The organism is Pyxidicoccus sp. M6 (assembly GCF_055568925.1).
The window spans coordinates 3835309-3859706 of record NZ_CM145714.1; the positions used below are offsets into that span (position 1 = coordinate 3835309).

A 24398-nucleotide genomic window follows, 5' to 3' on the forward strand; every position below is an offset into this window, starting at 1 on the left:
TCTACAACGTCACTCCCACGCAGGGATTCCAGGACTCCCCGTGAGAATGAGACACGGGGCCGTCACGCGGCGTCCCGTTCCATGATTCTCAGGTGATGAATCAACCTATCCGCCACGTCGGGCGCGTGAGAGGCATTGAGCAGTGAGAAATGGTCACCCGGTGTTCCAACCACGGTGAACTCACCGGTGAGCCAGGGGCCCCAGCCCAGGTCCGCGGCTCGCGGCTCGCCCTGCGAGGACGCGGCGGCCCGGACCAGGAGCGTGGGGCCGGTGTATGGACCTGGTAGGTAGGTTCGCCGGGCCTCGAAGAGCCGCTGGAAGACGGCGAAGAGCCGCTCCAGGGCGTCGAGGTCCAGCTCCAGGGCGCCCGGCCTCCAGCGCCGCACCTGCTCCAGCAGATAGGCCCGCTGCTCGGGGCCGTGGAGGTTGCGCAGGTGCTCCAGGTCCAGCGGCAGCTCCCGCCACGGCAACCCGAGCACCGCGCCGAAGGTGGCCAGCTCGGAGAGTGCGTCCGGTGGCGGCTGGAGCGCGGGGGCCGGCGTGTCGAGCAGCGCGAGCAGGTCCACCCGTTCTCCGTCCGCCTGGAGCTGGCGCGCCATCTCGTACGCCACGAGTCCGCCGAAGGACCAGCCCCCCAGCAGGTAGGGTCCGTGGGGTTGCACCGCGCGCACCTGGGCCACGTAGTGAGTTGCCAGGGACTCGACGGACGCGGGCGGTAGCTCACCGCCTTCGAGTCCCGAGGCCTGCAGCCCGTACACGGGCCGGTCCGCGCCCACCCGGCGGACCAGCTCCGCGTAGCCCAGCACTCCGCCTCCGCCGCCATGGACGAGGAAGAGGGGCCGCCGGGTGGAGCCGTTCGAGTCCAGCCTCATCAGGTTGGGCGTGGGACGGGGGCTGGCCTGCCGTTGCTCCAGCCACCGGGCCAGCCGCTCCACGGTGGAGCCCTGGAAGAGTGCGGACACTGGCACCACGGCGCTGGTGCTCTCGCGGAGGCGGGCCGCCAACTGCACGGCCAGCAGGGAGTGGCCGCCCAGCGCGAAGAAGTCGTCGGTGACGCCGACTCGCGGCACGCGCAGGACGCTGGCGAAGGTCTCCGCGAGCCGTGCCTCCAGCGGAGTGCGCGGAGCCACGTACTCGGAGGTGGACGACGGGGCGTCCGGCGCGGGCAGGGCCTTGCGGTCCACCTTGCCGTTGGCGTTGAGGGGCAGTGCGCTCAGCACCACGAAGGCCGAGGGCACCATGTAGTCCGGCAGCAGCCGCTGGACGAAGGCACGCAGGGCTGGGGTGTCCACGTCGCCGTGCGTGGAGGCCACGTACGCCACCAGGCGCTTGTCGCCGGGCACGTCCTCGCGGACCACCACCACGGCCTCGTCGACGCCGGGGGCCTGGCGCAGTACCGACTCCACCTCGCCCGGCTCGATGCGGAAGCCGCGCAGCTTCACCTGGAAGTCGACGCGGCCGAGGAACTCGAGCGTGCCGTCCGCGCGCCAGCGCACCCGGTCTCCGGTGCGGTACAGCCGTGCGCCGGGCGTGGTGGCGAAGGGGTGCGGTACGAAGCGCTCGGCCGTGAGGTCCGCGCGGTGGAGGTAGCCCCAGGCGAGCCCGTCGCCACCGACGTAAAGCTCGCCCGGTACTCCCGGCGGCACCGGCTGGAGCGATGCGTCCAGCACGTACGCGGTGGAGTTGGACAGCGGCCTGCCGATGGGCACCGAGCGGCCCGGCGCGTCGCCGGCCTTCAGCGTGTGCGTGGCGGAGAAGGTGGTGTTCTCGGTGGGGCCGTAGCCGTTGATGAGCGCGGCGCCCGGAGCCAGCCGCGAGAGGTGCTCGCGCACGCGCTGCACCGGCAGCACGTCACCGCCCGCGAGCACCTGCCGGACCTTCGCCAGCGCTTCGCCCTGGTGCAGCACCATCTGCTCGAAGAGGGCCGCCGTCAGCCACAGCGTGGTGATGCCCTCGCGCGAGAGCAGCTCGCCGATGTCGTCCAGTGAGAGCGCGCCCGGAGGGGCGAGCACCAGCGTCGCGCCGTGCAGCAGCGCGCCCCATATCTCCAGCGTGGAGGCATCGAAGGCCGCCGGGGCGAGCTGGAGGAAGACCTCGTCGGGGCCGAAGCGCATGAAGTCGTTGCCCCGCACCAGCCGCATCACACCCCGGTGCGGCACGCAAACGCCCTTGGGGCGGCCGGTGCTGCCCGAGGTGAACATGACGTACGCCAGCGCGTCGGCTCGCGTCGCCACATCAGGCGGCGTGGTGGGCCGAGAGGCGATGGCGCTCCATTCCGCATCCAGCAGGATGCGATGGCCCTCGAACGTACTCGACAGGGACTGCTGCGTGAGGAGCACGCGGGCGCCCGTCTCACGCAGCATCCACGCGAGGCGCTCCGAGGGCTGGTGCGCCTCCACCGGCACGTAGGCCGCGCCGGCCTTGAGGATGCCGAGGATGCCGATGACCCGCTCCAGCGAGCGCTCCAAGCACAGGCCGACGCACGCGCCAGGATGCACGCCGAGCGCGCGCAGGTGGTGCGCGAGTTGATTGGCTCGTGCGTCCAGCTCGCCGTAGCTCATCGAGTGCTGCCCGAAGCGCAGGGCGACTGCATCCGGCGTGCGCCGGGCCTGGGCCTCGAAGAGTGCGTGGAGGCTGTCGTCCCTGGGGAAGTCCGAGGCGGTGTCGTTCCACTCCACCAGCACCCGGCGCTCCTCGGCCGCGTCCATCAGCGGGAGCGCGGAGAGCGGTTGCTCCGGCCGGAGCGAAGCGGCCTCCAGCAGCGTGCGCAGGTGGTCCGCCATCCGGGCCACGGTGGACGCGTCGAACAGGTCGGTGTTGTAGGTGAGTGCGCCGTGCAGGCCGTCCGCCCCCGGCTGCATGGCCAGCATCAGGTCGAACTTGGCGACATCGTCCCCGGTCTCCAACGTGGAGAGCGTGAGTCCCGGCAGAGACAGCCGAGTGTCGGGCAGGTTCCGCAAGGTGAAGACGGCCTGGAAGAGCGGCGTGCGGCTCAGGTCGCGCTCGGGGCGGAGCACCTCCACCAGCTTCTCGAAGGGGACGTCCTGGTGCTCGTAGGCGCTCAGGGTGGTCTGTTTCACCTGCTCCAGGAGGGACGCGAAGGAGTCCGTGCCGGCAACGCGGGCCCGCAGGGCGAGCGTATTGACGAAGAAGCCGATGAGGCCTTCCGTCTCCGCGCGGTGGCGGCCGGCGATGGGCGAGCCGACGACGAGGTCGTCCTGTCCGGAGTAGCGGTGCAGCAGGGATTGGAAGCCCGCCAGCAGCACCATGAAGAGGGAGGCCCGGTGCTCGCGGGCGAGCGCTTCGAGCCGGTGGGACAGCTCGGGTGGCAGCGCGAAGGAGTGGGTCGCGCCGTGGAACGTCTGCACGGCGGGACGCGGCCTGTCGGTGGGTAGCTCCAGGGCATGGGGAGCGCCGGCGAGCTGCTGCTTCCAGTAGCCGAGCTGCGCCTCCAGCACGTCTCCACGCAGCCAGTCGCGCTGCCACGCCGTGTAGTCGGCGTACTGGATGGGCAGGGGCGGCAGGCGGGGCGCTTCATCCGAGATGTGGGCCTGGTACAGCGCGGCCAGCTCGCGGATGAGCACGTCCATGGACCAGCCGTCGGAGACGATGTGGTGCATCGTCAGGAGCAGCACGTGCTCGCCGGGTGTCAGGCGCAGCAGCGTGGTGCGGAGGAGCGGCCCGCGGGAGAGGTCGAACGGACGCGCTGCCTCGGCCTCCGCGAGGCGGCGGGCCTCGGCTTCACGTATGTCCGCCGGTACGTCGCTCAGGTCCACGAGGGGTAGCGGGAAGTCGCAAGCCGGGTGGATGACCTGGACGGGTTCTTCTCCGCGCAGGGCGAAGGTGGTGCGCAGGGACTCCTGGCGCTCGATGAGTGCGCCGAGGCCGAATTCCAGGGCGGCCACGTCCAGGGTACCTGTGAGGCGCACCGCCGTGGGCAGGTTGTAGGAAGCGCTGTCGGGCTGGAGCTGGTCGAGGAACCAGAGGCGCTGCTGCGCGAAGGACAGCGGCAGCGGGCCGGTGCGCGGCACGGGCACCAGCGGCGGGAAGTGCCAGCTCGTGCGGGACTGGCGTGTGGCCTCCACGCGTGAGCCGAGCGCGGCGATGGTGGGCGCTTCGAAGAGCGCACGCACGGGCAGCTCCACCTCGAAGGCCTTGCGGATGCGGGAGATGACCCTTGTCGCCAGCAGCGAGTGACCGCCGAGGGTGAAGAAGTCATCGGTGACGCCGACCTTCTCCAGGTGAAGCACCTCGGCCCAGATGGCGGCGAGCTGTATCTCGGTGGGCGTGCGCGGGGCCATGAAGGTGGCACTGGCTTCCGTCTCGGGGGCGGGCAGTGCCTTGCGGTCGACCTTGCCGTTTGGGTTGAGGGGGAAGACGTCCAGGGCCACGAAGGCCGAGGGCACCATGAAGTCGGGCACGTGCTGGCGCAGGTGGCGGCGCAGCGCTTCGACTTCAATCTTCTGGCCTGGAGCGGGGACGACGTAGGCGACGAGGCGCTTGTCGCCGCCGGGCGAGTCCTGCCGCGCCATCACCACCGCGCCCTGCACGGTGGGGTGGCTGCGCAGGCCGGACTCGATTTCGCCCAGTTCAATCCGGAAGCCACGCACCTTCACCTGGTGGTCGATGCGGCCCAGGTAGTCGAGCTGGCCGTCAGCGCGCCAGCGGACCAGGTCTCCGGTGCGGTACATGCGCGCGCCGGGAGTGGTGCTGAAGGGGTCCGGGACGAAGCGCTCCGCGGAGAGGTCGGGCCTGCCGAGGTAGCCACGGGCGAGGCCGGCGCCGGAGAGGTAGAGCTCTCCGGGGACGCCGACGGGCTGGAGCTGGAGGCTGGGGGTGAGGATGTAGCCCGAAGTCTCCGGCAGGGGCACGCCGATGGTGGGCTCTCCGGGGCCGTCGGGGACGCGGGTGAAGGTGGAGTAGGTGGTGTCCTCGGTGGGGCCGTAGAGGTTGAAGACGTGCTTGACGGTGCCGGTGGCGTAGAGGCCGCGCACGAGGGTGCCGGGCAGGGCTTCACCGGCGAGGTTGACGGTGGTGACGGAGGGGGGAATGGCGCTCAGGCGAAGAAGCTCGGCCACGGCGGAAGGCACCGTGTTGACGAGCGTCACCTTGGAGGCGGCGGGGAGAGAGGCGAGCTCCAGCGCGTTGGCGGCGAGCAGGACGGTGCCGCCGCAGGAGAGAGGCGCGAAGAGCTCGAAGACGGAGAGGTCGAAGCAGATGGACGTCGCGGCGAGGGTGCCGGCGAACTGCTCGCGGGAGAAGGTGCGAAGGGACCAGTCGAGGAAGGCGGTGGAGCTGGCGTGGGAGATGGCGACGCCCTTGGGCCTGCCGGTGGAGCCCGAGGTGTAGATGACGTGCGAGAGGTTGTCGGGCACGGCGTGGCAGGCCGGGGCGGACGTCGGCCACTGGGAGAACGTTTCCGGCAACGCGTCCAGGCAGACAGTGCGCAGGTCCTGGGTGTCGAGCTGGAGCGAGGTGAGCAGGGACTGGTGCGACAGCAGGAGCTGGGCACCGGAGTCGGAGAGGGTGTAGTCGAGACGGCCGCGCGGGTAGGCCGGGTCGAGCGGGACGTAGGCACCGCCGGCCTTGAGGACGGCGAGCAGTGACACCACGAGGTCCGCGGTGCGCTCCATGCAGACAGCGACGCGCACCTCGGGCCCGACGCCGAGAGACTGGAGGTAATGCGCGAGGCGGTTGGCGCGCTCATCGAGCTGCGAGTAGGTGAAGCGCTCGGTGCCGACGACGAGGGCGGTGGCGTTGGGAGTGCGAGTCACCTGCGCGGCGACGAGGTGGGGGATGACGGAGCGCTGGAGAATGGTGCGCGTGTCGTTGAACTCCACCAGCAACTGCTGCCGCTCTCCGGGCGTGAGGAGGGGAATGGACTCGACGGGCTGCTCGGTGCCCGCGAGCAGTCCCTCCAGCAGCACGCGGTAGTGCTCCGCGATGCGCGCGGCGGTGGCGTGCTCGAAGAGGTCCGAGTTGAAGAGCAGCGTGCCCCGGAAGCCGTCGGACGTTTCTCCCAGTCCGAGCTCGAGGTCGAACTTCGCGGTGACGCTCCGCACTTCCTTCGGGCGCATGGACAGGCCGGAGACGGGCGCCGCGGACATGGGCGCGTTCTGCAGGACGAAGAGCACCTGGAAGAGGGGGCTGCGGCTCATGTCGCGCGAGGGCTGGAGCTCTTCCACCAGCCGCTCGAAGGGGACGTCCTGGTGGGCATACGCGCCCAGCGCCGTCTCCTTCACCTGACGGAGCAGGCTCACGAATGAGGCACGGCCATCCACCCTCGTGCGCAGGGCGAGGGTGTTGACGAAGAAGCCAATGAGGCCTTCGAGCTCACCGCGCTGACGGCCGGCGATGGGCGAGCCGACGGTGATGTCGTCCTGTCCGGAGTAGCGCGACAGGAGCACCTGGAAGGCGGCGAGCAGCACCATGAAGGGCGTGACGCCCTCGCGCTGGCACAGTGCCTTCACCGACTCGGAGACCGTCCTGGGGAGGGCAACGAGAAGCTCGGCGCCGCGGTAGGTCTGCACGGGTGGGCGTGGCCTGTCCGTGGGCAGCTCCAGGTTGGAGAGGCCCGACAGGTGCTGGCGCCACCAGGTGAGCTGCTCGTCGAGCACCGCGCCCTGCAACCACTTGCGCTGCCACACGGCGTAGTCCGCGTACTGGAGCGGCAACGCCGGCAGCGGCGAGGGCCTGCCTTGAGAGAAGGCCTCGTAGAGCGCGGCGACTTCCCGCACGAGCACGCCCATGGACCAACCGTCGGAGACGATGTGGTGCATGTTGAGCGCGAGCACGTGCTCGGAGGCGCTCAGCTTCCACAACCCCGCGCGGATGAGCGGTCCGGTGGCGAGATTGAACGGACGCAGCGCCTCCTCGCGAAGCTGCTGCTCCAGTGCTTCGCGGGCGACGTCCGGCGCGAGGCTGCTCAGGTCCACCACCGTCAGCGGCAGCTCCATGCTGGGGAGGATGAGCTGGAGCGGCTGGTCCTCTTCCTGACGGAAGACGGTGCGCAGTGCCTCGTGACGGCGCACCAGCTCAGTGAGCCCGCGCTGGAGCGCGGCCACGTCCAGCGTGCCCTCCAGCCGCACGAAGGTGGGCATGTTGTACGTGGCGCCGCAGGGCTCCAATTGGTCGAGGAACCACAGGCGCTGCTGCGCGAAGGAAAGCGGCAGCGGACCGGCGCGCGGCACCGGGACGAGCGCGGGGACCTGTCCCGCCGGTGCCGAACCCCGCGCGGAGTCGATGCGCGCGGCGAGCGCTTCGAGCGTGGGCTCGGCGAACAGTGTGCGCAAGGACAGCTCCACGCCGAAGGTGGAGCGGATGCGGGACACCACCTGCGTGGCCAGCAGGGAGTGACCGCCCAGTGCGAAGAAGCTGTCGTCGCGACCCACGAGCTCCACGCGTAGCAGCTCCCGCCAGAATATGGCGAGCTCCTGCTCGACGGCCGTGGCGGGCGGAAGGAAGGAACCTTCATTCCGCCCGGCGTCGGGCGCCGGCAGGGCCTTGCGGTCCAGCTTGCCGTTGGGCGTGAGGGGCAGGGCCTCCAGCACCACGAAGGCCGAGGGACACATGTACTCGGGCAGGCTCCTGGCGAGCGATGTACGCAGGGCCACCGTATCGAGCTCCGGTACCGAGGCTTCCGGCACGACGTAGGCCACCAGTCGCTGCTGGCCCGGGACGTCCTCGCGCACGAGGACCACCGCATCACGCACCCCGGACTGCTGCTGGAGCGCGGCCTCGATTTCGCCTGGCTCGATGCGCTGGCCGCGCAGCTTCACCTGGAAGTCGATGCGGCCGAGGTAGTCGAGCGTGCCATCCATCCTCCACCGCACCTTGTCGCCCGTGCGGTACAGGCGCGCACCGGGCTCGGTGCCGAACGCGTCGGGGAGGAAGCGCTCGGCGGTGAGGTGCGGACGGTTCAGGTAGCCGTGAGCGAGTTGCTCGCCGCCCAGGTACAGCTCACCGGGCACGCCCGTGGGCACCGGCTGCATGCGCGCGTCCAGCACGTAGGCCCGGGTGTTGGCGACGGGACGGCCGATGGGAACGGTGATGCCGGATTCCCCGCCCGTGGCCTCGGCGAAGGTGGCGTCGATGGTGACTTCGGTGGGGCCGTAGAGGTTGACGAGCCGGACTTCCGGAAGGACGGCGCGCAGACGCGTGGCCAGCTCGGAAGGAAGGCCCTCACCACCGCAGAACAGCCAGCGCAGGTGTGTGGCTGCGCGCAGGTCCTCCTCCTCCAGCATGAAGCGGAGCATGGAGGGCACCACCTGGAGGACGGAGATGCGCTGGCTCGCGACGCACGCCAGCAGCGCGGCCGGGTCGCGATGGGCCTCGGGCGGAGCGAGGACGAGCGAAGTGCCCACCAGCAGCGGAGCCCAGCACTCCCAGACGGAGGCATCGAAGCTCAGCGGCGTCTTCTGCAGCACCCGGTCTTCCGCGGAGATTCCGAACGTGGCGAGCAGCCACGCCATGTGATTCGCGAGGGCGCGGTGGGAGATGACCGTGCCCTTGGGCTGGCCGGTGCTGCCTGACGTGTAGATGACGTAGGCGGCGCTCTCCAGCGGCACCTGGACGTCCGGTGCACTCGCGCTGGCCTCCTCGCCCCAGCCGGAATCGAGGCACAGCACGGAGGGTCCTTCGGGCAGGAACTCGCGCAGGTGCGACTGCGTGAGCAGCAACGGTGCGGCGGTGTCCTGGAGCATGAAGGCCAGGCGCTCACGCGGGTAGCTCGGGTCCAGCGGCACGTAGGCCGCTCCGGCCTTGAGGATGCCGAGGAGTGCCACGGGCAGCTCCAGCGAGCGTTCCATGCACAGCGCGACGAGCGTTCCCGGGCGCACGCCCGACTCGCGCAGCCGTGAGGCCAGCAGGTTGGCGCGCTCATTGAGCTGCCGGTAGGTGAGCTTCGAGTCACCGAGCTCGACGGCGATGTTGTCAGGCAGTCGCGTTGCCACACGCGCGATGGTTTCGTGCAGCGGCTCGCTCGGAAGGGGCGTTGCGGTGGGGTTCCACTCCACCAGCACCTGCCGGCGCTCCTCGTCGGACAGCAGGGACACGTCGCCCAGCCGGCTGTCGGGCCGGGAGACCAGCGCCCCCAGTGCCACGGCCCAGTGCCGCAGCAACTGCTCAAGGCGGCGGGCTTCGAAGCGTGTGGGCTCGTACGTCAGGTGCAGCCCGAGCCGCGTGCCGGGGACGCTCGTGGCCAGCAGCGGCAGGTCGGTCTGCTCGTGCGTGACCACGTCCCGGATGCCCAGCTCCGCGTGAGCCGACTTCACGGCGGCGTCGACGGGGTAGTTCTCGAAGACGAACAGCGAGTGGAACAGCGGCGTGCCGCGGGGCACGTCGCTCCAGCCCTGGATGCGCACCAACGCGGAGTGCTCGTGCTGGCGCTGCTCCACCTGCCGCGCGTGCAGGTCCTTCAGCCACGCGAGGACTCGCGCATCCTCATCCACGCTGATGCGCACGGGCAGCGTGTTGATGAACATGCCCACCGCGCGGTCGATGCCGGGCAGCTCGGCAGCGCGGCCGGAGCTGGTGGCTCCGAAGAGGACGTCGTCCTCGCCCGTGTGACGGGACAGCGCGAGGGCCCAGGCCGCCTGCACCACGTCGTTCGGCGTGAGCTGGTGCTGGCGTGCGAAGGTGTGGAGCGCGGAGGTGGCCTCGGCTGACAGCGAGGCGTGCAGCTCCTCGCGGGAAGACTCCGCACCGGACCTGACTGGCAGGAAGCCGGGCAGCGGCGTGGGGGCGGTGAAACCGCGCAGGGATTCGCGCCAGTACGCCTCGGTGCGCTCCTCGGGCTGCTGCCGCAGCCACGCGATGTAGTCGCGGAAGGAGAGCGACGTGCCCCGGGCCGGCGTCCGGCTCGCGCGGACTTCGCCGTAGGCGGCGAAGAGGTCCTGCATGAGGAGGCCCAGGCTCCAGCCGTCCAGCAGCAGGTGGTGGTGTGTCCACAGGACGCGCCAGGCGAGCTCACTCAGGCGCACCACCGTCAGTCGCGACAGGGGAGGCCGGCGCAGGTCGAACCCGCGCGCCTTGTCTTCCTTCACGAGGGCATCGAAGCGCGCCCGCTGTTCCGGTTCGGGCACGTTGCGCCAGTCGTGCTCCTCCCAGGGGAGGGGCGCGCTGGGGTGGACCTGCTGCAGCGGCTCCTCCAGCCCGTCCCAGAGGAAGGAGGTGCGAAGCAGGGCATGGTGCTCGATGGCGGCTTCCCACGCGCGCCGGAATGCGGCCATGTCCACGGTGCCACCAAAGGTCCACGCGAGCTGGCAGACGTAGACGCCCGAGGCGGGCTCCGCCAGCGTGTGGAAGAGCATGCCCTGCTGCAATGGAGACAGCGGGTAGAGGTCTTCCACCTCGACGCCCGCCGGCAGCACGCGGTCCAGCGTGGACTGGCGCAGCCTCGTCAGTGGGAAGTCGGAGGGCGTGTAGTGGCGCGTGTCCTCGGATGCCCGCGTGGAGATGAGCTGCCGCAGCGCGGTCATGCAGCGCGTGGCCAGGGCCTGGATGGTGTCCTCGCGGTGCAGGGCCGCGTTGTACGTCCAGCCCAGCGTCAGCCGTCCCTCGAAGACGTAGCCGTCGACTTCCAGCAGGTGGGTGCGCTCGCCCGACGGGCTGCGCAGCGCGCCCGTGGCGCCACGCGCCGGTACGAAGGCCGGCGGCGTGCCGCCCTGGGCTTGCGTGCCGCTGAGTTGGTCGAACTGGCCCAGGTAGTTGAAGCACACCTCCGCCTGGGGCGCCTCGCGGAGCGCTCGCGCCGCGTCTCCGCCCAGGTGGCGCAACAGCCCGTAACCGATGCCGCGCCGGGGCAGCTTCCGCAGCGAGTCACGCACCGCGCGCAGCCGGTCTCCCAGCGTGGAGGCTCCGGACACGTCGAGCACCACCGGATACGTGGAGGTGAACCAGCCCACGGTCCGGGACAGGTCGACGTCGTCGAACAGCGACTCACGGCCGTGGCCTTCCAGCTCCACGCGCAGCCTCGGCTGGCCCGTCCACTGCGTGACGCCCTCCATCAGCGCGGCCAGCAGCACGTCGTTGATGTGCGCGCGCCAGGCGGCCGGAGTCTCCTGGAGCAGCAGGCGCGTCTCCTCCGCGTCCAGCGACACGTTCACCACGCGGGCGGAGGCCAGGGGATTGCCATCACCCGGCAGGTCCACCGGGAGCGCCGGCACCCGCGCCTGGGCCTCCTCTCGCCAATACGTCAGCTCGGGCTCCAGTTCTTCGGAGCGCGCGAAGGCGTGCAGCTTCTCCGCCCACGCCTTGAACGAAGTGGACTTGGGAGGCAGTGCCACCGGATTGCCGGCCTGGAGCTGCGCATACGCCGTGGCCAGGTCCTCCAGCAGGATGCGCCAGGAGACACCGTCGACGGCGAGATGGTGGATGGCCAGCAACAGCCGTGGCGCGCGGGCCGGTCCGAAGTGGAAGAGCGCGGCGCGCAGCAGCAGGCCCGCGTCGAGCTGGAGGCTGGCCTGGATGCGGGTGGCCTCGGCCTCCAGGGCCCGGTCCTGGTCGGCCTCGGGCACAGAGGACAGGTCGACCTGCTCCAGCCGGACGGGCGCTTCGAGGCCGGCAACCTCCTGCAGCCATGCGCCGTCGGCTCCGCGCGTGAAGCGCAGGCGCAGCGAGTCGTGGTGCGCCACCAGCGCCTGGAGCGCTCCTTCGGCGCACGCCACGTCCACCGCGTCGCGCGCGGCGAGGAGCACAGCCTGGTTGTAGTGGTGCGGCTGTGCGGGTGGCTGCTCGAAGAACGCGTGCTGGATGGGCGTCAGCGGCACGGTGCCGCGCACCAATCCTTGCTCTGCCTGGACGTAGCCCTCGCGCTTCACCACGCGAGCCAGGGCCTCCAGCGTCTGGTGTTGGAAGACGTGGTTGGCGGCGAGGTGCAGGCCCGCCTGCCGCGCGCGGGAGACGAGCTGGATGGAGAGGATGGAGTCGCCACCCAGCGCGAAGAAGTTGTCGTGCGGCCCGACGCGGGACACGCCCAGCAGCTCCGCCCAGATGGAGGCGAGGGTCTTCTCTTCGGGCGTGCGCGGCTCGACGAGCTCCGTGGCGTCGTACCGCCGCGTGTCCGGGGCGGGCAGGGCCTTGCGGTCCACCTTGCCGTTGGGCAGCAGCGGCAGGGCCTCCAGCACGACGAAGGCCGTGGGCACCATGAACTCGGGCAGCCGTGCGGACAGGAAGTCGCGCAGGGCCCGGGTGTCCGGGTTGGTGCCACCGTTGGCAACGACGTAGCCCACGAGCCTGGGGCCGGCGCCGTCTTCCCGCACCAGCGTCACCGCATCCGCGATGTCCGGATGGGAGCGCAGCGCGGACTCGATTTCCCCCAGCTCGATGCGCAGGCCGCGCAGCTTCACCTGCGTGTCGATGCGGCCGACGAAGTCGAGCGTGCCGTCCGCTCTCCAGCGCACCTTGTCACCGGTGCGATACAGGCGCGTGCCGGGCTCGGCGCTGAATGGGTCGGGCACGAAGCGCTCGGCGGTGAGGTCCGGCCGATGCAGGTAGCCCCATGCGAGGCCCACTCCGCCCAGGTACAGCTCGCCGGGCACACCCGTGGGCGCCGGCCGCAGGTGCGCGTCCAGCACGTAGGCCCGCGTGTTGGCCATGGGCCGGCCGATGGGCGCCACCGGCCCGGGGATGGTGTCCTCCACGTGCCACCACGTCGCGTCGATGGTGGTCTCGGTGGGGCCGTAGGTGTTGTGCAGGCACACGTGCGGCAGCACCTCGCGCACGCGGGGTGGCACGTCCGCCGGTAGCGCTTCTCCGCCGGCGAGGAGCCAGCGAAGCCGCGTGGCGGTGCGCAGGGCGGGCTCGTCCAGCAGCACGCGCAGGTGCGAGGGCACCAACTGGAGCACCGTGACGTCGTGACGCACGAGGCTCGACAGCAGCACGGCGGCATCCCGGTGTGCCTCTGGCGGCGCCAGCACGACGGCGGCGCCGTTGAGCAGGGCGGAGAAGAGCTCGGCCACGGAGACGTCGAAGCTCAGAGCGGTGCGCTGGAGCGTCCGCTCTCCCGGGCCGATGCCGTACCTGGTGCGCATCCACGCCGCATGGTTGGCGAGGGAACGATGGGAGATGACGGTGCCCTTGGGCTTGCCCGTGCTGCCCGAGGTGTAGATGACGTAGGCGGCGCTCTCCGGCGGCACCGGCGCATGGGGCGCAACCGGGGTGTCGCGGAGGTCGGCGTCCCAGCCGGAGTCGAGGCAGAAGACGGCGGGGCCCTCGGGCAGCAGGCCCTGGAGGTGCCGCTGGGTGAGCAGCACCGGAGCGGCGGAGTCCTGGAGCATGAAGGCCAGGCGCTCACGCGGGTAGGCCGGGTCCAGCGGAACGTAGGCACCACCGGCCTCGAGCACGCCGAGCAGCGCAACGGGCAGCTCCAGCGAGCGCTCCATGCAGACGGCGACGAGCGAGCCGGCACGCACGCCGAGCTTGCGCAGATGCGAGGCCAGCAGGCTGGCGCGCGAGGCGAGCTCGGCGTAGGTGAGCGAGCCCTCATCCGAGATCGCGGCGGGGGCCTCGGGCGTGAGCGCCGCCTGGGCGGAGACGAGGTCGTGGACGCTGGCCTCGGATGGGAAGTCAGCGGCGGTGGCGTTCCACTCCACCAGCACGCGGTGCTGCTCGGCCTCGTCCATCAGCGGCAGCGCGGAGATGGGCAGCTCGGGCGTGGCCACGGCGGCGCGCAGCAGCGTGCGCAGGTGGTCCACCATGCGGGCAGCGGTGGCGGCGTCGAAGGGGGCCGTGGAGTAGAGCAGGGCGCCGGAGATTCCCTCGGGTGACTCCGCCAGCGTGAGGTCCAGGTCGAACTTCGCGGGGACGTCGTCGAGCTCCACGGGCCGCAGGCGCAGGCCCGGCAGCTCCGGCACACCCCTGGGGGTGTTCTGGAAGGAGCACATCACCTGGAACAGGGGCGAGTAGCTGAGGCTGCGCTCGGGACGCAGCTCCTCGACGAGCTTCTCGAAGGGGACGTCCTGGTGTTCGTAGGCGCCCAGGGTCGTCTCGCGGACCTGCTCGAGCAACGCCTGGAACGAGCCGCGCGGGTCGACGCGCGAGCGCAGGACGAGCGTGTTGACGAAGAAGCCGATGAGGCCCTCCGTCTCCGCGAGGTTCCGGCCGGCGATGGGCGAGCCGACGACGATGTCCTCCTGGCCGGAGTAGCGGTGCAACAGCACCTGGAAGGCTGCCAGCAGCAGCATGAACGGCGTCACGCCCTGTTGCTGGCACGCGGCCCGCAGAGCCTCCGAGTCTTCCTGGGTGAAGGAGAACGGGACGAGGCCGCCCTGGAAGGATTGAACGGGAGGACGGGGCCTGTCGGTGGGGAGCTCCAGGAGCGCGGGAGCACCGGCGAGCAGTTGCTTCCAGTAACCGAGCTGGGCCTCCAGCACCTCGCCCTGGAGCCAGCCGCGCTGCCAGACCGCGAAGTCGGCGTACTGCACGGACAACGGCGGCAGTGGCGAGGGCTGGCCCTGGATGAAGGCGGTGTAGAGGGCCGCCACCTCACGCACCAGCACCGTCGCGGACCAGCCGTCCGAGACGATGTGATGCATGTTGAGCAGCAGCACGTGCGAGGCGTCGTCGAGGCGGAGCAGTGTGCCGCGCAGCAGCGGACCGGTGGCGAGGTCGAAGGGGCGGAGCGCGTCCTCGTGCGCCAGCTTCCGGGCCTCTTCCTCGCGCCGTGGCGGAGGCAGGTGTGTGAGGTCCACCCGCGCGAGGGTGAAGTCGCCGCTGGAGTCGATGCGCTGGCCAGGCTGGCCTTCACGAGCGACGAAGGTGGTGCGCAGCGCTTCGTGACGGCGCACCACTTCGCCCAATGCACTTTCGAGCGCGGCCGGGTCCAGCGCGCCCTCCAGGCGCAGGGCGGCGGGGATGTTGTAGGTGGCGGTGCCGGGCTCCAGTTGGTCGATGACCCACAGGCGCTGTTGCGCGAAGGAGAGGGGCATGTCCTCCGTGCGAGGCACGGGGACGAGAGGAGGCCGTGAGGGGCCTGTGTCCGCCCTCCGGCTCTTCTCCACCTGCTCGGCGAGCTGCGCGAGGGTGGGAGCGGCGAACAGCTCGCGCAGGGACAGCTCGATGCCGAAGAGCGCGCGCAGGCGGGAGACGACCTGGGTGGCCAGGAGCGAGTGGCCGCCGAGCTCGAAGAAGTCGTCATGGGCACCCACGCGGGCAACGCCCAGCAGTTGGCACCAGAGGTCCGCCAGCAGGGTCTCCGTGGGAGTGCGAGGCGCGAGGTATCCAGAGGCGGAGGTCTGGGCCGTGTCGGGCGCGGGCAGGGCCTTGCGGTCCACCTTGCCGTTGGGCGTCAGCGGCAGCGCGGTCAGCACCGCCACCGCCGAGGGCACCATGAACTCGGGCAGCCGGCGGGAGAGGGACTCGCGAAGGGTGCGGATGTCGAGCTCCTCGGGAGCGACATCCGCCGCGGGCACGACGTAGGCGACGAGCCGAGGGCCGGTGGGGCTGTCGTCGCGCACCACGGCCACCGCGTCACCGACGTCTGGATGGGAGCGCAGGGCGGATTCGACTTCACCCAGCTCGATGCGGAAGCCACGCAGCTTCACCTGCCCGTCGCGGCGACCAAGGAAGTCGAGGTTGCCGTCGGGGAGGAAGCGCGCGCGGTCTCCGGTGCGGTAGAGGCGGGCACCGGGGATGGAGCTGAAGGCATCGGGGATGAAGCGTTCGGCGGTCAGCTCCGGGCGGCGCAAGTAGCCACGGGCTACGCCTTCTCCGCCGATGTACAGCTCACCGATGACGCCGACGGGCAACGGCTGGAGCTGACCATCGAGGACGTAGAGCGACGTGTTGGCGATGGGCCTGCCGATGGGGACGATGCCATTGACGACGCCGCCGACGTTCAAGTCGTAGATGGAGCAGCCGACGACCGTCTCGGTGGGGCCGTACTCGTTGATGAGGCGGACGCGAGGAGCGAGCCGCTGCCAGCGCTCGACGGTGGCCGGAGGCAGAGCTTCACCACCGACGACGAAGGCACCTTCCAGTCGGGCCAGTTCCTCCGGCTGCATCAAGTCGAGCAGCACCTGGAGGTGAGCGGGCGTGAGCTTCACGAGGCCATGGCGGTGCTGCCGCAAGGAATCGGCGAGCGCCTCCAGGTCCTTGCCGGAGGGAAGCAGGTGCACGGTGCCACCGGCCAGCAAGGGCGTGATGAGACTGGTGAGGGTGGCGTCGAAGGCGACGGAGGTATGGACGGGGGCGCTCTGCCCCTCCGTGACGCGGTACTCGCGCAGGGCCCAGTGGAGGTAGTGGACGAGGCCGCGGTGCATCACCATGACGCCCTTGGGCCTGCCGGTACTGCCGGAGGTGTAGAGGACGTAGGCGAGGTGTTCGGACGTCACTCCCGAGTACGGAGGCGTCTGAGGTTGACGTGCGAGCAGTGGCTCGTCCGCATCGAGCAATACATAGAGCTCGCCACGTGAAGGCAGCTCATCCGCCAGTCGCTCCACGGTGATGACGACGGGGACCGCGGCATCCGCGAGCATGAAGCCGAGGCGCTCGGCGGGGTAGCTGGGGTCCAACGGGAGGAAGGCACCGCCCGCCTTGAGGACGCCGAGGATGGCGACGACCAGCTCGATGGAGCGCTCCAGGTGGAGAGCAACGAGCGTGTCGGGGCCGATGCCTAGCGAGCGCAGGTGGTGAGCGAGCTGATTGGCTCTCGTCTCCAGCTCCCGATAGGTGAGCGAGTCCTGATCGAAGCGCAGGGCAATGGACTCGGGAGTGCGGCGAGCCTGAGCCTCGAAGAGGAGGTGGGCGCAGGTGTCGCGAGGGAAGTCACGCGCGGTGGCGTTCCATTCCACCAGCACCTGGCGCTGCTCCTCGGGAGACAGCAGCGGCAGGCTGAACACCGGAGTCTCGGGTCGCGCCGCGGCGAGCTCCAGCACCGTGCCGAGGTGCCGCAGCATCCGGTCGATGGTGGCAGCCTCGAAGAGGTCCGTGCGGTACTCGCAGGCGCACGTCAGCCCCTGCGCGGTCGGGATGACGAAGAGGGTGAGGTCCAGGCGCGAGATGCCGCTTCCGGTGTTCTCCGGGCGCAGGGTCAGGCCGGGCACCTTCAGCTCGGTGGTGGGCTGGTTCTGGAGGACCAGCTTCACCTGGAAGATGGGCGCGTGGCCGAGGCTGCGCTCGGGATTGAGGACCTTGACCAGCTCCTCGAAGGGCAGGTCCTGGTGGGCATACGCCCCCAGGGTGGTGTCACGCACGCGGCCGAGCAGCTCACGGAAGGTCGGGTTGCCATCCAACCTCGCACGCAAGGCGAGCTGGTTGATGAAGAAGCCGATGAGGCCTTCGGTCTCAGTCCGGTTGCGGTTGGCGATGTCCGTGCCGACGACGAAGTCTTCCTGCCCCGAGTACCGCGAGAGGACCACCTCGAAGCCGGCGAGCAGGGCCATGAAGAGGGTGGTCCCCTCGCGACGGCAGAGCGCTTGAAGAGAGTCCGCCAGCTCGCGAGGCAGCACGCGAATGAGCGTGTTTCCGCGCACGCCCTGGACGGCGGGACGCGGGAAGTCGCCAGGCAGCTCCAACAGCCGGGGCGCGCCGGTGAGGTGCTCGCGCCACCAGGAGAGCTGGTTGTTCAGCACATCGCCCTGGAGCCAGCCGCGCTGCCACACCGCATGGTCCGCGTACTGCACGGGCATGGGAGGCAGTGGGGAGGGGTGGCCCTGGGTGAAGGCGGTGTAGAGGGTGGCGACCTCGCGCACGAGCACGCCCATGGACCAACCGTCGGAGACGATGTGGTGCATGTTGAGCAGCAGCACGTGAGCTGTGTCGTCGAGGCACAGCAGCGTGCCGCGCAGCAGCGGGCCGGTAGCGAGGTTGAAGGGGCGCAACGCTTCTTCTCGCGCCAGCTTCCGGGCTTCGTCCTCACGCCGAGGCGGAGGCAGATGTGACAGCTCCACTCTCGTGAGGGAGAAGCCGCTGCTGTCCTGGACGCACTGCACGGGCTGGCCTTCGCGTGAGACGAAGGTCGTGCGCAGGGACTCGTGCCGGCGCACCACTTCGGCGAGCGCGCGCTCCAGCGCCTCCGAGTCCAGCGCCCCCTCCAGGCGAAGGACCGCGGGGATGTTGTAGAGCGGGCTGCCCGGCTCCAGTTGGTCGATGAACCACAGGCGTTGCTGCGCGAAGGAGAGGGGTAGGTCGCCCGTGCGAGGCACCGGGACGAGTGGAGGCTGTGCCAGGCCATGGTCTGCCTTGCGAAGGACCTCCACCCGCTCCGCGAGCCGCGCGAGGGTGGGATGGGAGAACAGCTCCCGCAGCGGCAGCTCGACGGCGAAGACCGAACGGATGCGTGAGACAACCTGGGTAGCGAGCAGGGAGTGGCCACCGAGGTCGAAGAAGTTGTCGTGGACGCTCACGCGGGTGACGCCCAGCACCTGCGCCCAGAGGTCCGCGAGCAGTGTCTCCGTGGGAGTGCGAGGCGCGAGGTATTCGGCCGCTGAGGTCTGCGCAGCGTCGGGCGCGGGCAGGGCCTTGCGGTCCACCTTGCCGTTGGGCGTCAGGGGGAGCGATGGGAGCGCGATGAGCGCCGAGGGCACCATGAACTCGGGCAGCCGCTCTGAGACGAAGGCACGCAGGGCCTGGGTGGGCGGGCTGGTGCCTTCGGCAGGCACGACGTAGGCGACGAGCCTGGGGCCGGTGGAGCCGACTTCACGCACCACGGCCACCGCGTCACTGACCTCCGGGTGGGAGCGCAGCGCGGATTCGACTTCGCCCAGCTCGATGCGGAACCCACGCAGCTTCACCTGGAAGTCAGCACGGCCCAGGTACTCCAGCTCACCGGAGGCCTGCCAGCGGACGAGATCTCCCGTGCGGTACAGGCGGGCACCGGGGACGGAACCGAAGGCGTCGGGGATGAAGCGCTCAGCGGTGAGCTCCGGGCGGCGCAGGTAGCCACGAGCTACGCCTTCTCCGCCGATGTACAGCTCACCGATGACGCCGACGGGCAGCGGCTGGAGCTGGGCGTCGAGGACGTAGAGCGACGTGTTGGCGATGGGCCTGCCAATGGGAACGATGCCATTGACGACGCCGCCGACGTTCAAGTCGTAGATGGAGCAGCCGACGACCGTCTCGGTGGGGCCGTACTCGTTGATGAGGCGGACGCGAGGAGCGAGCCGCTGCCAGCGCTCGACGGTGGCCGGAGGCAGAGCTTCACCACCGACGACGAAGGCACCTTCCAGTCGGGCCAGTTCCTCCGGCTGCATCAAGTCGAGCAGCACCTGGAGGTGAGCGGGCGTGAGCTTCACGAGGCCATGGCGGTGCTGTCGCAGCGAATCAGCAAGAGCCTCCAGTTCACCGACGGAAGGCAGCAGGTGCACGGTGCCGCCTGCCAGCAGGGGAGTGAGGAGGCTGGTGAGGGTGGCGTCGAAGGCGACGGAGGTATGAGCCGGCGCGCTCTGTCCCTCGGTGACGCGGTATTCGCGCAGGGCCCAGTGCAGATAGTGGACGAGGCCGCGGTGCATCACCATGACGCCCTTGGGCCTGCCGGTGCTACCGGAGGTGTAGAGGACGTAGGCGAGGTGCTCGGCCGTCACCTCGGACGAGGGCGGCGTCTCGGGCTGTCGCGCGAGCAACGGCGCTTCCGCGTCGAGCAACACGCGTCGTTCGCCCTGCGAGGGCAGCTCCGCTGTCAGGCGCTCCGTGGTGACGACGACCCGGGCCGCCGAGTCGGTGAGCATGTAACCGAGGCGCTCGACGGGATAGCTCGGGTCCAGGGGGAGGAATGCACCACCGGCCTTGAGGACGCCGAGGATGGCGATGACCAGCTCGATGGAGCGTTCGAGGTGAAGGGCAACGAGCGTGTCGGGGCCGACACCCAGCGAGCGCAGGTGCCATGCGAGCTGATTGGCGCGCGTATCCAGTTCCCGATAGGGGAGCGAGTCGGAGCCGAAGCGCAGGGCGACAGCGTCGGGCGTGCGGCGGGTCTGAGCTTCAAAGAAATGGTGAGCACAGGAGTCGCGGGGGAAGTCACGTGCGGTGGTGTTCCACTCCACCAGCACTCGCCGCCGCTCGACTGCATCCATCAACGGAAGCTCGGATAGGTACCGCGCCGGATTCGTGGCGATGCCCTCCAGCAGCGTCCGCAGGTTCGTGGCCATCCGCTCGACGGTGGAGGCGTCGAACAGGTCGGTGGCGTACTGGAGGCTGCCGCTGAAGCCCTCGGGTGTCTCCTCCAGCGTGAGGTTCAGGTCGAACCGCGCGGGCAGCGCCTCCGGAGCGAGCGGGCGCAGGTGCAGTCCCGGCAGCTCAAGTGGGCCCATGGGCGTGTTCTGGAGCGTGAAGCTCACCTGGAAGATGGGCGAGTGGCTCAGGCTTCTTTGAGGCCGGAGCTCTTCGACGAGCTTTTCGAACGGGACGTCCTGGTGTTCGTAGGCGCCGAGGGTCGTGGCACGCACGTGGGCGAACAGCTCCTCGACGGTGGTGCGAGGCTCCACGCGGGAGCGCAGGACGAGTGTGTTGACGAAGAAGCCGATGAGGCCTTCGGTCTCGTTGCGGTTGCGGCCGGCGATGGGAGCGCCGACGACGATGTCCTCCTGTCCGGAGTAGCGAGCCAGCAGGACCTGGAAGCCGGCCAGCAAGGTCATGAAGGGCGTCAGGCCGTGGCGCCTGGAGAGTGCCTTGAGGGATTCGGAGAGGTCTCGGGGCAGGCGCACGGGCACGTGCGCGCCACGGTGGGATTGGACGGACGGGCGAGGCCTGTCGGTGGGCAACTCCAGCACGTGCGGCGCGGAGGCGAGTTGCTGCCTCCACCAGTCGAGCTGGCTGCTCAGCACGTCACCCTGGAGCCAATCACGCTGCCAGATGGCGAAGTCCGCGTACTGCACGAGCAGCGGCGGAAGCGGGGAGGGCTGGCCCTGGGTGAAGGCTCCGTAGAGCGCGGCGACCTCGCGCACGAGCACGCCCATGGACCAACCGTCCGAGACGATGTGGTGCATGTTGAGCAGCAGCACGTTCGCTGTGTCGTCGAGGCGTAGCAACGTGCCGCGCAGCAGCGGGCCGGTAGCGAGGTTGAAGGGGCGCAACGCTTCTTCTCGCGCCAGCTTCCGGGCCTCTTCCTCGCGTTGCGGCGGAGCCAGATGTGTCAGCTCCACTTGGGTGAGGGTGAAGTCGCCACCGGAGTGAATGAGCTGAGCGGGCTCGTCTTCGTGCGAGGCAAAGGTGGTGCGCAGCGCTTCGTGACGGCACACCACCTCGGCCAGCGCGCGCTCGAGCGCTCTCGAGTCCAGCGTGCCCTCGAGGCGCAGGGTCGCGGGCATGTTGTAGGTGGCGGTGCCGGGCTCCAGCTGGTCGATGAACAACAACCGCTGCTGGGCAAAGGACAGCGGCAGAGGTCTCGTGCGTGGCTGGGGAGTGATGGCAGGCAGGTTCCGCCGCGCGGAGTCCCCTACGGCATCGACGCGCGATGCGAGGCCCGCGAGGGTGGGCGCCTCGAAGAGGGCACGCAGCGGCAGTTCCACATGCAGCGTGGAGCGGATGCGGGAGATGACTCGCGTGGCCAGCAGGGAGTGGCCACCGAGGTCGAAGAAGTTGTCATTTGCGCCCACGCGAGCGACGCCCAGCAGTTGGCACCAGAGGTCCGCGAGCAGAGCCTCCGTAGGCGTGCGCGGCGCGAGGTACTCGGTCGCTGACGTCTGCGCCGTATCGGGCGCGGGCAGGGCCTTGCGGTCCACCTTGCCGTTGGGCGTCAGGGGGAGCGCCTCGAGTGCAACGAGCGCCGAGGGGACCATGAACTCAGGCAGCCGTTCGGAGATGAAGGCGCGCAGGGCGTGGGTGTCCGGGCTGGTGCCTTCAGTGGGCACGACGTAGGCGACGAGCCGAGGGCCGGTGGGGCCGTCGTCGCGCACCACGGCCACCGCGTCACCGACGTCTGGATGGGAGCGCAGGGCGGATTCGACTTCACCCAGCTCGATGCGGAAGCCACGCAGCTTCACCTGCCCGTCGCGGCGACCAAGGAAGTCGAGGTTGCCGTCGGGGAGGAAGCGCGCGCGGTCTCCGGTGCGGTAGAGGCGGGCACCGGGGATGGAGCTGAAGGCATCGGGGGTGAAGCGCTCAGCGGTGAGCTCCGGGCGGCGCAGGTAGCCACGAGCTACGCCTTCTCCGCCGATGTACAGCTCACCGATGACGCCGACGGGCACGGGCTGGAGCTGGGCGTCGAGGACGTAGAGCGACGTGTTGGCGATGGGCCTGCCAATGGGGACGATGCCATTGACGACGCCGCCCACGTTCAAGTCGTAGATGGAGCAGCCGACGACCGTCTCGGTGGGCCCGTACTCGTTGATGAGGCGGACGCGAGGAGCGAGCCGCTGCCAGCGCTCGACGGTGGCCGGAGGCAGAGCTTCACCACCGACGACGAAGGCACCTTCCAGTCGGGCCAGTTCCTCCGGCTGCATCAGGTCGAGCAGCACCTGGAGGTGAGCGGGCGTGAGCTTCACGAGGCCATGGCGGTGCTGTCGCAGCGAATCAGCAAGAGCCTCCAGTTCACCGACGGAAGGCAGCAGGTGCACGGTGGCACCGGCCAGCAGGGGAGTGAGGAGGCTGGTGAGGGTGGCGTCGAAGGCGACGGAGGTATGAACCGGCGCGCTCTGTCCCTCGGAGATGCGGTACTCCTGAAGTGCCCAGTGGAGATAGTGGACGAGGCCGCGGTGCATCACCATGACGCCCTTGGGCCTGCCGGTGCTGCCGGAGGTGTAGAGGACGTAGGCGAGGTTGTCGGCTGTCACCTCGGACGAGGGCGGCGTCTCGGGCTGCCGCGCGAGCAGAGGCGCGTCCGCGTCGAGCAACACGCGTCGGCCTCCCCCCGAAGGAAGCGAGTCCGCCAATCGCTCCACGGTGATGATGACGGGGACGGCCGCATCCGCGAGCATGAAGCCGAGGCGCTCGGCGGGGTAGCTGGGGTCCAACGGGAGGAAGGCACCACCGGCCTTGAGGACGCCGAGGATGGCGACGACCAGCTCGATGGAGCGCTCCAGATGGAGAGCGACAAGCGTGTCGGGGCCGATGCCCAGCAAGCGCAGGTGGTGGGCGAGCTGATTGGCTCGCGTGTCCAGCTCCCGATAGGTGAGCGAGTCCTGACCGAAACGTAGAGCGACGGACTCGGGAGTGCGGCGGGCCTGGGCCTCGAAGAGGTGGTGGGCGCACGTGTCGCGGGGGAAGTCACGCGCGGTGACGTTCCATTCCACCATCACCTGGCGCTGCTCCTCGGGAGACATCAGCGGCAGTGACGCCAGGGGCCGTGCCGCATCTTCACAGGCTACGGTGAGGACCGTTCGCAGGTGCCCGGCCATCCGCTCGACGGTGGAGGCATCGAACAGGTCGGTGGCGTACTGGAGGCTGCCGCTGAAGCCCTCGGGTGTTTCCTCCAGCGTGAGGTTCAGGTCGAACTTGGCTGGCAGTGTCGCCGGAGCCACAGGGCGCAGGTGCAGCCCCGGCAGCTCCAGCGGACCCATGGGCGTGTTCTGGAGCGTGAAGCTCACCTGGAAGATGGGTGAGTGGCTCAGGCTTCTTTGTGGCCGGAACTCTTCGACGAGCTTCTCGAACGGGACGTCCTGGTGCTCGTACGCGCCGAGGGTGGTGTGGCACACCTGCTCCAGCAGCGTGAGGAATGACGCACGCGCATCAATCCGGGAGCGCAGGACGAGGGTGTTGACGAAGAAGCCGATGAGGCCTTCGGTCTCGTTGCGGTTGCGGCCGGCAATGGGAGCGCCGACGACGATGTCCTCCTGTCCGGAGTAGCGGGCCAACAGGACCTGGAAGCCGGCCAGCAAGGTCATGAAGGGCGTCAGGCCGTGGCGCCTGGAGAGTGCCTTGAGGGATTCGGAGAGGTCTCGGGGCAGGCGCACGGGCACGTGCGCGCCACGGTGGGATTGGGCGGACGGGCGAGGCCTGTCGGTGGGCAACTCCAGCACGTGCGGCGCGGAGGCGAGTTGCTGCCTCCACCAGTCGAGCTGGCTGTTCAGCACGTCACCCTGGAGCCAATCACGCTGCCAGATGGCGAAGTCCGCGTACTGCACGGGCAGCGGCGGCAGGGGCGAGAGCCGGCCCTGGGTAAAGGCTTCGTAGAGCGCGGCGACCTCGCGCACGAGCACGCCCATGGACCAACCGTCCGAGACGATGTGGTGCAGGTTGAGAGAGAGCACGTGCTCGGTGGGGCCCAGCTTCAGCAACCGCGCGCGCAGCAGCGGGCCGGTGGCGAGGTTGAAGGGACGGAGCGATTCCTCCTGGAGCTCGCGCTCCAGCTCCTCGCGGCTCACGTCCACCACTTCCAGCCGCACCTCTGCGTGGGGCGCGATGCGTTGGAAGGGCTCGCCCTCCTGCTGGAGGAAGGTGGTTCGCAGTGCCTCATGGCGGTGCACCACCTCGGCGAAGGCGCGGCGCAGCGCCTCCGAATCGAGCGTCCCCTCCATGCGCACGAA

The 24398-nt window shown here is 70.0% G+C and carries 1 protein-coding gene (running past one end of the window); it reads right to left on the reverse strand.

What is annotated here, in order from left to right; genetic code table 11:
• Window positions 1-62: 62 nt before the first annotated feature.
• Window positions 63-24398, reverse strand: the 3' portion of a protein-coding gene (locus tag ACVTJA_RS15395; RefSeq protein ID WP_465837126.1) for a non-ribosomal peptide synthetase. It continues 3294 nt past the right edge of the window; 24336 of the gene's 27630 nt are visible here — the last part of the coding sequence; the start codon falls outside the window, past its right edge; its stop codon occupies window positions 63-65.